At 72.8% G+C, this 13,608-nt stretch carries 11 protein-coding genes; 6 read left to right on the top strand and 5 right to left on the bottom strand.

Annotated elements, in window-relative coordinates; all coding sequences use genetic code 11:
* Positions 1 to 45: 45 nt before the first annotated feature.
* Positions 46 to 3,243: an efflux RND transporter permease subunit gene (locus tag HPY23_RS12525; RefSeq protein ID WP_091887670.1), complete on the top strand. Its 3,198-nt coding sequence runs from the start codon at positions 46 to 48 to the stop codon at positions 3,241 to 3,243.
* A gap of 42 nt (positions 3,244 to 3,285) precedes the next feature.
* On the opposite strand, the gene HPY23_RS12520 is transcribed toward HPY23_RS12525, so the two are convergent.
* The 3 genes from HPY23_RS12520 to HPY23_RS12510 form a co-directional block, all read right to left on the bottom strand.
* Positions 3,286 to 5,028, bottom strand: a complete 1,743-nt coding sequence (locus HPY23_RS12520) for a putative bifunctional diguanylate cyclase/phosphodiesterase (protein WP_091887671.1) — start codon at positions 5,026 to 5,028, stop codon at positions 3,286 to 3,288.
* Between the two features lie 124 nt (positions 5,029 to 5,152).
* Positions 5,153 to 6,724 carry an Ig-like domain-containing protein gene (locus HPY23_RS12515; protein ID WP_091887673.1) on the bottom strand — a complete coding sequence of 524 codons (1,572 nt, stop codon included), beginning with the start codon at positions 6,722 to 6,724 and terminating at the stop codon, positions 5,153 to 5,155.
* Between the two features lie 122 nt (positions 6,725 to 6,846).
* Entirely contained in the window at positions 6,847 to 7,326 is a 480-nt protein-coding gene (locus HPY23_RS12510) for a YidB family protein (protein WP_091887675.1), read from the bottom strand.
* A 494-nt stretch (positions 7,327 to 7,820) separates the two neighbouring features.
* On the opposite strand from HPY23_RS12510, the gene HPY23_RS12505 reads away from it, so the two are divergent.
* From HPY23_RS12505 to hutC, 5 genes are read left to right on the top strand one after another with little or no spacing between them, the layout of a single operon-like run.
* Positions 7,821 to 8,618 (top strand): transporter substrate-binding domain-containing protein, encoded by a 798-nt coding sequence (locus HPY23_RS12505; protein WP_060850855.1) that lies wholly within the window; start codon positions 7,821 to 7,823, stop codon positions 8,616 to 8,618.
* Between the two features lie 25 nt (positions 8,619 to 8,643).
* Positions 8,644 to 9,288 carry an amino acid ABC transporter permease gene (locus HPY23_RS12500; RefSeq protein WP_060850063.1) on the top strand — a complete coding sequence of 215 codons (645 nt, stop codon included), beginning with the start codon at positions 8,644 to 8,646 and terminating at the stop codon, positions 9,286 to 9,288.
* Positions 9,285 to 9,947 carry an amino acid ABC transporter permease gene (locus HPY23_RS12495; protein ID WP_060850062.1) on the top strand — a complete coding sequence of 221 codons (663 nt, stop codon included), beginning with the start codon at positions 9,285 to 9,287 and terminating at the stop codon, positions 9,945 to 9,947. Before HPY23_RS12500 ends, HPY23_RS12495 begins: the two co-directional genes overlap by 4 nt.
* The gene (locus HPY23_RS12490) at positions 9,944 to 10,750 is read left to right on the top strand and encodes an amino acid ABC transporter ATP-binding protein (protein ID WP_060850061.1); all 807 of its coding nucleotides are present in this window, start codon (positions 9,944 to 9,946) and stop codon (positions 10,748 to 10,750) included. The genes HPY23_RS12495 and HPY23_RS12490 overlap by 4 nt, the downstream gene beginning before the upstream one ends.
* A complete protein-coding gene (hutC, locus tag HPY23_RS12485; RefSeq protein WP_091887677.1) occupies positions 10,747 to 11,556 on the top strand; it encodes a histidine utilization transcriptional repressor HutC in 810 nt (269 codons plus the stop codon). The genes HPY23_RS12490 and hutC overlap by 4 nt, the downstream gene beginning before the upstream one ends.
* A gap of 42 nt (positions 11,557 to 11,598) precedes the next feature.
* Here the strand turns inward: hutC and HPY23_RS12480 are convergent, their stop codons facing one another.
* Both HPY23_RS12480 and HPY23_RS12475 read right to left on the bottom strand, forming a co-directional pair.
* Entirely contained in the window at positions 11,599 to 12,198 is a 600-nt protein-coding gene (locus HPY23_RS12480; protein ID WP_091887679.1) for a flavin reductase family protein, read from the bottom strand.
* Entirely contained in the window at positions 12,195 to 13,553 is a 1,359-nt protein-coding gene (locus tag HPY23_RS12475; RefSeq protein WP_060850058.1) for an LLM class flavin-dependent oxidoreductase, read from the bottom strand. The genes HPY23_RS12480 and HPY23_RS12475 overlap by 4 nt, the downstream gene beginning before the upstream one ends.
* Positions 13,554 to 13,608 lie beyond the last annotated feature (55 nt).

Below are 13,608 nucleotides of genomic sequence, written 5' to 3'. Positions count from 1 at the left end.
GTCCGACGAACCCGACGGCGTCCGAATGACCCCGACCGAGCGACCATGACGGATCCGAACGCGGCCGCGCCGCCTCCGGCCCCCGCCGGCCCGTCCGGCCTGCAGGCGGCCCTGGTGCGGTTCGCCGTGCGCCGGCCGGGGATCGTCGTCGCCCTGGCGCTGGCCCTCGTCGTCTACGGTCTGGCCGCCCTGACTTCAGCCAAGTACGACGTCTTCCCGGAATTCGCCCCGCCCAGCGTCACGGTGCAGACCGAGGCGCCCGGCCTCAACCCCGAGCAGGTCGAGGTGCTGGTCACCCAGGCCGTCGAGGGCGCCGTCAACGGCCTGCCCGGCCTCGCGAGCCTGCGGTCGAACGCGATCCAGGGCGTCTCGGTGGTGACCGCGACGTTCCGCGCCGGCACCGACATCCATCGGGCGCGCCAGCTCGTCGGCGAGCGGCTGGCGGGCGTCGCCGGGCGGCTGCCGCAGGGCGTGGCCGCGCCGACGATGACGGCGCTCACCTCCTCGACGAGCGCGATCCTGCTCGCCGGGCTGACCTCGGACTCGCGCTCCCTCATGGACCTGCGGACCGTCGCCGACTGGCGGGTGCGCCTGCGCCTGCTCGCCGTGCCGGGGGTCGGCGAGGTGCTGGTCTATGGCGGCGACGTCCGCTCGATCCGCATCCAGGTCCGGCCGCAGGACCTCGTCCGCTTCCGCATCGGGCTCGCCGACGTTCTCGCCGCCGGCCGCAAGGCGACGGGCGTGCGCGGCGCCGGCTTCATCGACACGGTCAACCAGCGCATCACCCTGCAGACCGAAGGGCAGTCGGTGACGCCGGCGGCGGTCGCCCGCACGGTGCTGATCAACGAGGGCGGCGCCAGCGTGGTGCTGGGCGACGTCGCCGACGTGGTGGACGGCCCGGAGCCGGCGATCAGCGCCGCCCTGGTCGACGGCAAGCCGGGCGTCCTGATGATGATCGGTGCGCAATACGGCGCCAACACCGTCGAGGCCGCGGCCGGGGTCGAGGCGGCCCTCGCCGAGCTGCGGCCCGGGCTTGCCAAGGACGGCATCGTCCTGCGCGACGACCTCTTCCGCCCGGCCGAATTCGTCGCCCAGGCCACCGGCCATGTCCTCCAGGCCCTGGCGCTCGGCGGGATCCTCGTCGTCGCGGTCCTGGTGGTCTTCCTGTTCGACTGGCGCACGGCGCTGATCAGCGCGACGGCGATCCCGCTCTCGCTCATCGGCGCGGTCCTGGTGCTCGGCGCCTTCGGCCTCAGCCTCAACACGATGACGCTGGGCGGGCTCGCCATCGCGATCGGCGAGGTGGTGGACGACGCGGTGATCGGCGTCGAGAACGCGATGCGCCGCCTGCGGGAGAACCGGCGCCTCGCCGCGCCCCGACCGGAGGCCGGGGTGGTGCTCGACGCCATCCTGGAGGTCCGGGTCTCGGTCGCCTACGCGACCTTCGCGGTGCTGCTGGTGTTCCTGCCGGTGCTGGCGCTCACCGGCGTGCCCGGCCGCCTCTTCGGGCCCCTGGCGCTCGCCTACATCCTGGCGGTCCTGGCCTCCCTGGTGGTGGCGCTCACCGTCACCCCGGCCCTGGCGCGCCTGCTGCTCGCGGGGCGCAAAACCCCGCCGGACGGGACCCAGCCGCGCAAGACCCTGCCGGCGCGGGAGCCGCCGGTCGCCCGGGCGGTGCGCGGCGCCTATGTCCGGCTGCTGCGGGCCCTGGCGCGGCACCCGGCCCTCGTCGCCGCGGCGGGGCTCCTCGCGGTCCTCGCCAGCGCCGTGCCGGTGCCGTCCTTCGGCGGCGCCTTCCTGCCCGACCTCAAGGAGGGGCACTTCATCCTGCACATGGCGACCGCCCCGGGCACCTCCCTGCAGGAGACCCTGCGGCTCGGCGGCCACGTCACGGCGGGCTTGAAGGCGATCCCCGAGGTGCGGGCCGTCGCCCAGCAGGTCGGCCGGGCGGAAGCCGGCTACGACCTCGGCGGGACGCACGAGAGCGAGATCCACATCGACCTCGCGCCGGATCTCGACGGGCAGGCCCAGGAGCGGGCCGAGGCCGCGATCCGCGCGCTGATGGCGGCGACGCCCGGCGCGACCTTCTCGCTCAAGACCTTCCTCACCGAGCGCATCGAGGAGGTGGTGTCGGGCTTCACCGCCCCGGTGGTGGTGAGCGTCTACGGGACCGACCTCGACCGGATCGAGGCGGCGGCCCGGGACGTGGCCCGGGAGCTCGCGGAGGTCCGGGGTGCCGTCGGCATCCAGCTCCGCTCGCCGGCCGGCCTGCCGCAGATCAACCTCTCCCTGCGCCCCGCCGACCTGCGCCACTGGGGCCTCGACGCGATCGAGGTGCTGGAGCTCGCCCGCACCGCCTTCCAGGGCGACACGGTCGGCCAGTCCTACGAGGGCAACGCGGTGTTCAACGTCGTGGTCGTCCTCGATCCGGCCGCCCGCTCGCGGCTGTCGAGCCTCGGCGACCTGCCGCTTCGCACCCCCGGGGGCAGCATCATCCGCCTGTCGCAGGTCGCCGACGTCTACGAGACGGTCGGGCGCTACGCCGTCGCCCATCACGGGGCCCGGCGGGTGCGGGTGGTGACCGCGAACGTCGAGGGCCGGGACGTCGCCTCGTTCACCGAGGCCGTGAAGCGCAAGATCGCCCGCGAAGTGAAGCTGCCGCCGGGCGTCTATGTCGGCGTCGGGGGAGCGGCGGAGGCGCAGGCACAGGCCCGCCGCGACCTCGCGCTCTATGCCGGGCTGTCCGGGATCGGGATCCTGCTGCTGCTCGCGGTCGTCACCGGGTCGCCCGCCAACCTAGCGCTGATCCTCGTCAACCTGCCCTTCGCCTTCGTCGGCGGCGTGCTGGCGGTGGCCGCGACCGGCGGCCTCGTCTCCCTCGGGGTCGTCGTCGGCTTCGTCACGCTGTTCGGCATCTCGCTGCGCAACACGATCATGATGGTCGCGCATTACGAGCACCTCGTCCTCGTCGAGGGCCGGCCCTGGGGCGCCGCCACGGCGATCGAGGGCGCCGCCGACCGCCTCGTGCCGATCCTGATGACCTCCCTGGTCACCGGCCTCGGTCTCCTGCCGCTCGCGCTCGGCGCCGGCGAGCCCGGTCGCGAGATCGAGGGTCCGATGGCGATCGTGATCCTCGGCGGTCTCGCCAGCTCGACGCTCCTGAACCTCACGGTCCTGCCGGTGCTGGCGCAGCGCTTCGCGCGGTTCCACCGGCCGGACGGTTGCGAGGACCGGCGCGCCTGAGCGACGCCCGCCTCCTCTCCCGGCGCGAGACCGCGTCCGGATTCAGGCGGCGCGCACCCGGCCGTACCGGATGATCGCATGGTCCGGGATCGACGGGGCGCCGGGCTTGGTGGCACCCCTGTCCCCGGCCGGGCCCTCGTCCTGGGATGAAGCCTTGACCCTGGACGAGGTTGTTGCGGCGACAGCAGGCGCGTCCTGCGGCAGGACCGCGCCCGCCTCGAGCAGCGTGTCGATCTCCTCCTTCGGCATCGGCTTGCCGAACAGGTAGCCCTGGCCGAAGTCGCAGCCCTGGCCGGAGAGCCAGTCGACGCTGGCATCCGTCTCGATGCCCTCGGCCGTCGTCACGAGGCCCAGGCTGCGCCCGAGGCTGATGATGGCGTCCACCAGCTTGGCGCGCTCCTCGCTCAGGGTGATGGTGTCGACGTAGGAGCGGTCGATCTTGAGCTTGTCGAACTTCAGCTCGCGCAGGTGGTAGAGGCTCGAATAGCCGGTGCCGAAATCGTCCAGCGCGATGCGCACGCCGAGGTTCTGCAGCGACGTCAGGGTGGTGCGCGCCGCCTCGAGATCCTGCACCAGGGCGCTCTCGGTGATCTCGACCTCCAGGCGCCGGGGCGAGAAACCGGTCTCGGCCAGGATGCCGAGGAGGCGCTGCGCGAGGCCGCGATCCTGGAACTGCTGGGGCGCGATGTTGATCGCCAGCTGCAGGTGCGAGGGCCAGGATACCGCGTCCCGGCACGCCTGCTGCAGCAGCCGGTAGCTGAGGTCGGCGATCATGCCGGTCTCCTCGGCGATCCCGATGAACTGGTCGGGGCCGAGCAGGCCGCGGGTCGGGTGGCGCCAGCGCGCCAGCACCTCGAAGCCGACGCAGTCGCGCCCCGGCAGCGCGACGACCGGCTGGTAGAACGGCTCGATCTCGCCGCGCTCGACGGCCTCGCGCAGCTCCGCCTCGAGCGCCGCCCGCTCGCGCAGCTCGGTGTCCATGGCGTCCTCGAACACCCGGAAGGTACCGCGGCCCTCGCGCTTGCCCTGGTACATCGCCAGGTCGGCCGCGTGCAGGAGCGCATCCGCATCGTGCTCGGCGGTGACGAGGGCGATGCCGATGGTCGCGCCGATCTTGACCTCGCCGTCGTTCCAGCCGATCGGCGTGGTGAGGCTCGCGATCGCCTGCTGGGCCAGCCGCTTGATGGTCTCGAGGCTACCCATGAACGGCACAAGCAGGGCGAACTCGTCGCCGCCCAGGCGCGCGGCCATGCCGCCGGCCGGCAGCAGCTCCTGGAGGCGGTCGGCCACCGTGCACAGGACCGCGTTGCCGGCGGCGTGGCCGTAGAGGTCGTTGACGGGCTTGAAGCGGTCGAGGTCGATCAGGAACACCGCGGCGCGCTCGCCCTCGCCCATCCGCTCCCGCGCCCTCTCCACCGCCTCGACGAAGTGGCGCCGGTTGGTCAGACCCGTCAGGGCGTCGTGGCGCGCGATCGCCTCGGCCTGCCTGGCCGCCGCGTCGCGCTCCAGCATCGTGCGGCGCAGCGTCAGCGACTTGCGGATGATCGCCCCGAACAGCGCGATGCCCATGCAGCCGGCCAGCATGACGAGGTCGAGCAGGCCGTGCCGCAGCGAGAAAGCGATCACGACCTCGAAGATGCCCAGGACGCTGCCGATGAGGTAGCAGCCGGCGCCGATGATCAGCAGGCAGAGGGTTTCATATAACTCGCCCTTACCCCAGGACTTGCTCCGGCTGCGAGACCGGCTCCGGGATCCGACCCAAGACTTGCTTACCGCCCTCGCCATTTATCGCCCCGGCTCGACGCCCAATCGGTCTGTCGTACCATCTCGGGCTGACCGTGCCGTTAACCGGCACGCTTCGGATTCGAGGATCGGGCGATCCGGCGCGGCGGCGCGCCGGGTCCCGGGGTCAGTCGCGCCGCTCGGAGGCGCCGTCGCTCGGCAGGACGAAGACCTGTCCCGGATAGATGAGGTCGGGATCGCGGATCTGGTCCTGGTTCGCGTCGTAGATCACCGTGTAGCGGTCGCCCTCGCCGTAGGCGCGCCGGCTGATCCTCCACAGGCTGTCGCCCCGCGCGATGCGGGCCGTGGCGACCTCGGGGACGTGGACGGTCGCAGCCGTCCCGTCGCCTCCGCGGCCGCGCGTGCTCGACGTCTCGAGCGGATCGACGACGGCCGGCCGGCCGGACCGGGCCTCGGCCGTCCCCTGCCCCGGCACGGGCGGCGCCGTGCCGGGATGTGCGGCGTACCCGGGTGCCGCGGTATTCGGGGCGGCGTACTCGACCCCGCCGTCATGCGCCGGATCGGGCGCCGTGAACGGAACCTCGGCGCGGGCCCGGACCGCCCCGGTCGCAGGGTCCATCCGGTCGAGCCGGACCGTGTAGGCACCCGGCTTCACGCCCCGCCCGATGGCAAAGGTCACGGTGCCGTCGGGCGCCACGGTGGCCGGGGCGATCAGCGTGTCGTTCAGGTACAGCCTGATCGCCGCGCCGGCGGGCGCCCGCGCGGTGACGAACAGCCGTCCGCCCGGATGGGAATCGATGCTGAGGATCGTCGGCGGTGCCACCGCGCCCGCACCCGCTTCCGGCTCGTCCGCCCGGGCCTGAGAGGCACTCGACGGTGTCTTGCCGGCCGGACGACCCGCCTCGCCCTCGCGCGGCGCCTGCTGTCCCGGCTCGGCGGCCGTGCCCGACCGGGCCTCCTGCGGGCGATCCGGCTGCGACAGCACCCGGGTCGGGGCGTCGGGGGACGTGAGGGCGACGAGCGGCCGGGCATCCTTTGCGGGCGCGACCACCACGGCGACCCGGACCGGGGAGCGCTGCTCGCGGCCGTCGGCGTCGACCGCCCGCAGCGTGACCTCGCTGCCGCCGCTCGGAAGCGCCTGGGGCGGGACGGCGAAGCGGCCGGCGGCATCGGCCCGGGCGCTCGCCACGGGCCGGCCGTCGACGAGTAGCTCGACGGTGGCGTTCGGCGCCGCCCGGCCGGCGATCACGGCGTCGCCGTTCGGCTCGACGCGCACGACGTCGAAGCTCGGTGCGGGCGGGGTTGCGGTAACGCGTCCCTGCGCGTCGGCTCCCGCCCCGGGCGTCGGCACCGCGTCGCGCGGAGCAGGACCTGCGGGCATGTCCGCTTGCGGTGCCGGCGCGGCTCCGCCGCCGGGCCGGGCGGGCGACAGCGCGGCGAGCGGCCGTCCCCGGCCCTCCTGGGTGACCGACCCCGGCCGCGGGCGCGCGTCGGGGTCGAGGAGGACGATCCAGGCCGCGCCCGAGGCGAGCAGCAAGCCAGCGAGCCCCGCGGCGGCCATGCGCCGACGGCCCGCCGTCCGGGCGACCGGTACCGGGACGGCGACGAGGTCGCGTCCCCGGTCCGGCGCCGCGATCCTGGCCTTCTGGCGCCCTCCGAACAGCGCCCGGATCACCCCGAGGCCCATGAGGGCGCCGATCAGCGCGGTGACGAGGATGCGGTGCAGGCGAGCGATCATGGACGCGGTCTCTCCTGGGGCTTGTCTCTTCCCGGGCGCTCTCCCGGCGTCGCGGAGGTCCGGTCGGCTCCGGTGCGCGGCCGCGTCCCGGAGGGGCCGCCGCGCACCGGACGACGCCGGGCTCAGCCGAGGCGGCGCCCGTCGGTCGCGTAGCGATCGATCGCGGAAGGCAGGTCGCGCGACAGGCGCGCCAGGATCTCCGACCGGCTCAGGCCGGTCTGGTGGATCAGGTGGTCGAGGGTCGTCGGGCCGATCGCGCGCTCGAGGTCCGCCTCGGCGATGGCCTGGTTGGCGCCCTGGTCGACCCAGGACCGCGCGGTCGCGCCGTGGCCGCCATGCGTGAAGTGCTCGACGAGTTCGCTCAGGCCGCTCGCCAGGAGGCCGCCGACCCCGGCCGACCCCACCCCGCCGAGGACGCGCTCCAGGCCTGCCGGCAACGTCGCGCCGGGGGCGGGCCGGGCCTGCGGCACCGGGGGCACGCTCGACCGGTGGAGGTCCCGGTCGGGACCGCCCAGCCACTCGGCGAGCTTGTCCCGGTTCTGGTAGCCGGCGACCGCCAGGAGGCCCAGCAGGGCGGTCATCGACGGATATCCCTTGCTCATGTCCCTCTTCCTTCCGGCGACGCGAGCCGCCCTTCGGCCCCGTCGCCGGTACGGCGACGGTGGGTCACAAACAGATCGCGCGCTAACCTGTTCCGAGGAAAAATACTCACCACCCGGTATAACCGCATCATTGACGCAGGGATTTCCACCGCCGGGATGCCACCGGCCGTTGCGTTCGCGCGGTGCCGGCCCCACTGGCATTGGCGCGCCCGTCGCGGCTGCACGAAGTTTGGGCGGAGACCCGCTCCCGATCCGGCGGCGCCGCGCCCTGGCGGGTCGACCGGACGATCCCGGGAGGCGCTCCGGACGCCACCGGATGCCGCGTTTTTTCGCATCCCGCCGGATGAGCCACGATTGACATCAGGATCGGCAGCCGTCCTTATGTCTAATCATATTAACCCGTCGGCCTCGCCCCTTCGCGCCGACCGGTCCTGTGGGAGGCCCGCGTGAACAAGCGTCTCTTCGTGCAGATCACTCTCGGCCTCGGTCTGGTGATGGCCGTCCCGGCGATGGCCCAGGCCCAGGACGCGCAAGCCAAGGACGCGCTGGCGCGCGTCAAGGCCGAGGGCGTCCTCAAGGTCGGCACCGAGACGGCCTTCGCGCCCTTCGACTTCATCGACGCGACCGGCGAGCATGCCGGCTTCAACGTCGACGCCTTCGCGGAGGTCGGCAAGGAGCTCGGCGTCAAGATCAAGTGGGTGGAGCTGCCCTGGGACGGCGTGCTGCCGGCCCTCGAGGCGGGCCAGTTCAACATGGTGGCGGGGCCCGCCACCATCACCAAGGCGCGCCTGGAGCGTTACCGGTTCCTGTCCCCGGTCGCCGAGGCGACCGTCGCCATCCTGAAGGGGGCGAAGGACGACTCGATCCAGAAGCCCGAGGACATCGCCGGCAAGACCGTCGGCGCCGGCAAGGCGACGGCCCAGCTCGCCCAGCTCAAGACCTACGCGGCGACCCTGCCGAAGCCGGTCGAGATGCGCGAATATCCGGGCTTCAACGAGGCCTATGCGGACCTCGCGGCGCGGCGCATCGCGGCGGTGGCGAACTCGCTGCCGAACATCGCCTACGTCGCCTCGAAGCAGCCCGGCACCTTCGCGGTCGTCAAGCCGCCCTTCGGCCAGAAGAGCTATTTCGGCTATATCGGCACCAAGAAGCCCGACGATCAGGCCCTGCTCGATGCCGTGCAGACCGCGCTCGTCAAGATCAAGTCAGACGGCCGCATGAAGAAGCTGCAGGAGAAGTGGTTCGGCACCGCGTTCGACACGCCGGACGTCGCGCCCGAGCCGAGCTTCTGACGCGGCGGCCGGTCTCGAGCGCCCGATGTCCCCCCGGCTGTTCGAACTGATGCTCAAGGCGGCCGGCTACACGGTCGCCATCAGCGTCGCGGCGATCGCGATCGGCCTCCTGATCGGCCTCCTGGTCTGCGCCGCCAAGCTCTCGCCGCGGCCGTGGCTGCGCTGGCCGGCGACCCTGTTCGTGAGCTTCTTCCGGGGCGTTCCGCTCCTCGTCCAGCTGCTCCTGATCTACAACCTCCTGCCGGTCCTCGGGCTCGCGGTGCCGAGCGTGGTGGCGGCGCTGATCGGGCTGTCGCTCTGCACCGCCGCCTACCAGGCGGAGAACCTGCGTGGCGGCTTCACCAGCGTACCGCGCGGCCTGCTGGAGGCCGCCGACATGGCCGGCCTGTCGCCCTGGCAGCAGTTCCGCCGCATCCGCGCGCCGATCGCGCTGCGGCTCACCGTCCCGGCGCTCGTCAACGAGGCGATCCTGATCCTGAAGGCGTCCTCGCTGATCTCGGTGGTCGGCGTCGTCGAGCTGACGCGCACGGCCCAGAACCTCGCCGCCTCGACCTACGAGCCGCTCCTGTTCTACTCGGCCGCGGGCGGCCTCTACCTGGCGATCAACTGGCTGGTTGCGGCCGGCGGCAGCCTGACGGAGCGCGCGCTGCGCCGGGGGCGTCTCGCATGAGCTTCGACGTCTCGGTCGTCCTCGCGGCGCTGCCCGCCATCCTGTCGGGGCTCAAGGTCACGCTCGGCATCTGGCTCGCCGCGGCGGCGATGGGCGTCGTCCTCGGCTTCGTCGTCGCCGCGCTGCGGCATTTCGGGCCCGCGCCCCTCGGCCTCGCCCTGCGGCTCGTGGTCGAGGTCCTGCGCGGCACCCCGTTCCTCGTGCAGATCTTCCTGCTCTATTTCGGCGGGCCGTATGTCGGGCTCAGCCTCGATCCGGTGCCGGCCGGGCTCCTCGGCCTGACCGTCTACGCCGCCGCCTACTTCTCCGAGATCTTCCGGGCGGGCTTTGCCGCCGTGCCGCGGGGCCATGTCGAGGCCGCGCACTGCGTGGGCCTCACCCGGGCCCAGATCGTCCGGCGCATCCTCGTCCCCGAGATGACCATGCTGGTCCTGCCGCAATGCGTGAACATGGCGGTGATCCTGGTCAAGGAGACGGCCGTCCTGTCGGTGATCGCGGTGCCGGAGGCGACCGGGGTCATCAGCGCCATCGGCTCGCAGCAATACGCCTTCCTGGAGGCGCTGTTCCTGCTCGCAGTCATCTACTGGGGGCTGGTCGAGGCCTGCGGCTGGGCCGGCCGGATGATCGAGCGCCGGCTCTCGAAGTTCAGGTTCGCATGACGCTTCCCCCTTCCGCCATCGCCATCCGCGGCCTGTGCAAGAGCTACGGCAAGGCCGAGGTCCTGCACGACATCGACCTCGAGATCGCCCGGGGGGCGACCACCTGCCTGATCGGCCCGTCGGGCTCGGGCAAGTCGACCCTCCTGCGCTGCATCGCCTTCCTGGAGGAGGCGACGCGCGGCACGATCCTCATCGACGGGCAGCCCCTCGGCTTCGAGGAGCGGCCCGACGGCAAGCGGGTGCGCCTGCCCCCGCACCGGATCCGCGCGGTGCGCGCCGGCATCGGCATGGTGTTCCAGCAGTTCAACCTGTGGCCGCACATGACGGCGCTCGGCAACGTCACCGAGGCGCTCGTCACCGTGAAGGGCCTGTCCCGGGCCGAGGCCGATGCGCGCGGCATGGCGCAGCTGCGCCGCGTCGGCCTCGAGGCGCGGGCCCGGCACTATCCGTCCGAGCTGTCCGGCGGCCAGCAGCAGCGCGTCGCGATCGCCCGCGCCCTGGCCCTCGAGCCCGCGATCCTGCTATTCGACGAGCCGACCGCCTCGCTCGATCCCGAGCTGACCGGCGAGGTGCTGAACGTCATGCGCGACCTCGGGGCCGAGGGCATGACGATGGTGGTCGTGACCCACGAGATCGGCTTTGCGGCGACCGTCGGCCAGCGCATCGCCTTCCTGGACCACGGGCGCGTCCTGCTGAACGGCACCCCGGGCGAGCTGTTCGCCGCGCCCCGCCACCCGCGCCTGACGCAGTTCCTCGAGACCTATCTCGATCGCGGGGCGGCGATGCTGCTGCAGCCCGCGTGAGCGCGCCGGGCCGGACGACCCGCCCCGCAGCCTCCCCGCCCTCCGTGCTCCCGGAAGGCTCGACCCGCCTCCCCGAAGGCTCGACCCGCCACGACCACATCGTCGAGGACATCCGCGCGCTGATCGTCGACGGGCGCTGGCCGCCGGGATCCCAGCTCCCGGTCGAGACCGAGCTCGCCGAGCGCTACGGCGTGTCGCGCATGACGATGAACAAGGCGCTCGGCCAGCTCGCCCGCGAGGGCTTTCTCGTCCGGCGCAAGAAGAGCGGCACGCAGGTCGCCCAGCCGCGCGCCGAATCGGCCGTGGTGGCGATCGCCGACATCCGCGACGAGGTCCGCAGCTCGGGCCGCGCCTACCGCTTCCAGCTGCTCGCCCGCCGGATGCGGCCGGGCAAGGAGGAGGACGCGCTGCTCCTCGGGGGTCCGCCCGGGGGTGCCGAGGTCCTGTGGCTGCAGGGCCTGCACCTGGCCGACGGCCGCCCGTTCTGCCTCGAGACCCGGCTGATCAACCCGGCGGTCGCCGAGGGCGCCAAGGGCCAGGACTTCACCGCGCTCGCCCCGGGGGCCTGGCTGCTCGAGGCGGTGCCCTGGAGCGTGGCGAGCCACCGCGTCCGCGCGGTGAACGCGGCCGCGGCCGAGGCCAAGCTCCTGGAGCTCGCGGTCGGCGAGGCGTGCCTGGAGATCGTCAGGCGCACCCAGGTCGCGAGCGCCTGGGTGACCGGCGTCCGGCTCCTCTATCCCGGCAGCGAGCATCAGCTCGTGGCGAATTTCGGCCCGGATGCCGGCGAGGCGTCCACCCGGGGGTGACGCCTCGCGGTCCGACGCCGGACGACGGCGTCCGGGCTTCCGTCACGCGTCCGCGGCCGCGAACCGGCCGTAGCCGCCGTCGCGGTACAGCAGGGGATCGCCCGGGCAGGCGCCGACCGCGCCGGCGATTCGGGCGATCAGGACCGCGTGCGTGCCGTAATCGTGGCAGACGTCGATCGCGCAGAACAGGGTCGCGTCGGCCTCCTCCAGCCAGGGCAGTCCCTCGATCGCCTCGCTATCGGCGCGCAGCGCCCGCCAGGTGCCGTGGTCGAAGCGCGCGGCCGACGGCGCCTGGGCGATGGCGGCGGCGAGGTCCCGGTGCGCCGCCGCCATGATGCCGAGGGAGAAGGCGCCGCGCGCCCGCAGGGCCGCGTGCGACGACGCCGTCCGGTTGACGCAGACGAGGAGCGAGGGCGGATCCATCGAGACCGAGGTGACGGCGGTCGCCAGCATGGCGTGGCGCGCCGCCTCGTGCTCGGTCGCGACCAGCGCCACGGTCGCGCCGATCCCGCGCCACAGCTGCCGGAAGGTCTCGGCATCGCCCGGCAGGAGCGCGGGACCGGCCCGCTCGCCGCCCGTCGCCTCGCCGGGATGCGCGGCCCGTGGAGCACCCGGCATCCGGGTTGCCGTCGCCAGGGTCATGCCCGGTCCCTCCCGCGGGCGAGCGCGTGACGGTTCGGCGGGGTCGAGAGACCGAGATTCTCCCGCAGCGTCGTCCCCTCGTATTCCTCGCGGAAGAGGCCGCGGCGGCGCAGCTCGGGCACGACGAGGCGGGTGAAGTCCTCCAGGCTCGACGGCAGGGTCGGGCACATCAGGATGAAGCCGTCCGCGGCCTTCGTCTCGAACCATTCCTGCATGAAGTCGGCGACCTCGGCCGGCGTGCCGGTGAGCCCGTTGCCGGTATGGCGGCGGGCGTAATGCGTGATCAGCTCGCGCATCGTGTGGCCTTGCGTGACGAACTCCTTCAGCTCCTCGAACATCGCCTTCGACCCCTTGGCCGTGGCGGGCATCCGGTCCATCGGGAACGGCTTGTCGAGGTCGGCGCCGTGGAGGTCGGTCTCCAGGAATTCCTGCAGCATCAGCAGGCCGACATCGGGGTGCATCATCGCGACCAGCGCCTCGGCCTTCGCCTCCGCCTCCTCGCGCGTCTCGCCGACGTTGATGACGATGCCGGGCAGGATCTTGAGGTCGTTCGGGTCGCGGCCGTACCGGGCCATCCGTCCCTTCACGTTGGCGTAGAAGGCCCGGTTCTTCTCGATGTTCGAGGCCAGCGAGAACACCATCTCGGCGGTGCGGGCGGCCAGCTCCATGCCCTGCTCGGAGCCGCCGGCCTGCGCGATCACCGGCCGGCCCTGCGGCGTGCGGGCGATGTTGAGCGGGCCGCGCACCTGGAAGTGCTTGCCCTTGTGGTTGAGCGTGTGGAGCTTGTCCTTGTCGTAGTAGACGCCGCTCTCCCGGTCGAGGAGCAGGGCGTCGTCCTCGAAGCTGTCCCAGAGCCCGAACACCGTGTCGAGGAATTCCTCGCCGCGCTCGTAGCGCTCGGCATGCGGCGGCAGTCCCTCGCGGTTGTAGTTGTAGCCGGTCTCGTCGTGGTCCGAGGTCACGACGTTCCAGGCGATGCGGCCGCGGGAGATGTGGTCGGCCGAGGCGAAGAGCCGGGCGACGTTGTAGGGCTCGTAGTAGCTCGTCGAGGCCGTCGCCACGAACCCGATCCGGTCGGTGTGCTGGGACAGGGCCGTGATGGCGGTGATCGGCTCGAAGCGGTTCATCTTCGTCGGGTTGCGGGCGAGCGCGCTCGCTTCCCCGATCGCGCTCGCCGGGCTGTCGGCGAAGAACATGAAATCGAGCTTCGCGGCCTCCGAGACCTTCGCGCAGTGGGTCAGGTGGCCGAGGTCGTTGGCGCCGCGCACGTCGCTGCCCGGGTGCAGCCATGCCGCCGGGTGGAAGCCGAACGTGTAGACGAAGGTGCCCAGCTTGAGCTTGTCCGGTCGGGTCATTCACGGCTCTCCTGAAGGGACGGCGCGGCCTCGGTGCCGGCCAGTATGCCCGGGT

Source organism: Methylobacterium ajmalii (assembly GCF_016613415.1).
Lineage (GTDB): Bacteria > Pseudomonadota > Alphaproteobacteria > Rhizobiales > Beijerinckiaceae > Methylobacterium > Methylobacterium ajmalii.
Note: the sequence above shows the minus strand (reverse complement) of the source record. Positions and strands in the feature narration are given on the sequence as shown.

Coding starts and splice junctions, on each gene's coding strand:
- HPY23_RS12525 (WP_091887670.1), top strand. CDS start 46: ATGACGGATCCGAACGCGGCCGCGCCGCCTCCGGCCCCCGCCGGCCCG.
- HPY23_RS12520 (WP_091887671.1), bottom strand. CDS start 5,028: ATGGCGAGGGCGGTAAGCAAGTCTTGGGTCGGATCCCGGAGCCGGTCT.
- HPY23_RS12515 (WP_091887673.1), bottom strand. CDS start 6,724: ATGATCGCTCGCCTGCACCGCATCCTCGTCACCGCGCTGATCGGCGCC.
- HPY23_RS12510 (WP_091887675.1), bottom strand. CDS start 7,326: ATGAGCAAGGGATATCCGTCGATGACCGCCCTGCTGGGCCTCCTGGCG.
- HPY23_RS12505 (WP_060850855.1), top strand. CDS start 7,821: ATGGCCGTCCCGGCGATGGCCCAGGCCCAGGACGCGCAAGCCAAGGAC.
- HPY23_RS12500 (WP_060850063.1), top strand. CDS start 8,644: ATGTCCCCCCGGCTGTTCGAACTGATGCTCAAGGCGGCCGGCTACACG.
- HPY23_RS12495 (WP_060850062.1), top strand. CDS start 9,285: ATGAGCTTCGACGTCTCGGTCGTCCTCGCGGCGCTGCCCGCCATCCTG.
- HPY23_RS12490 (WP_060850061.1), top strand. CDS start 9,944: ATGACGCTTCCCCCTTCCGCCATCGCCATCCGCGGCCTGTGCAAGAGC.
- HPY23_RS12480 (WP_091887679.1), bottom strand. CDS start 12,198: ATGACCCTGGCGACGGCAACCCGGATGCCGGGTGCTCCACGGGCCGCG.
- HPY23_RS12475 (WP_060850058.1), bottom strand. CDS start 13,553: ATGACCCGACCGGACAAGCTCAAGCTGGGCACCTTCGTCTACACGTTC.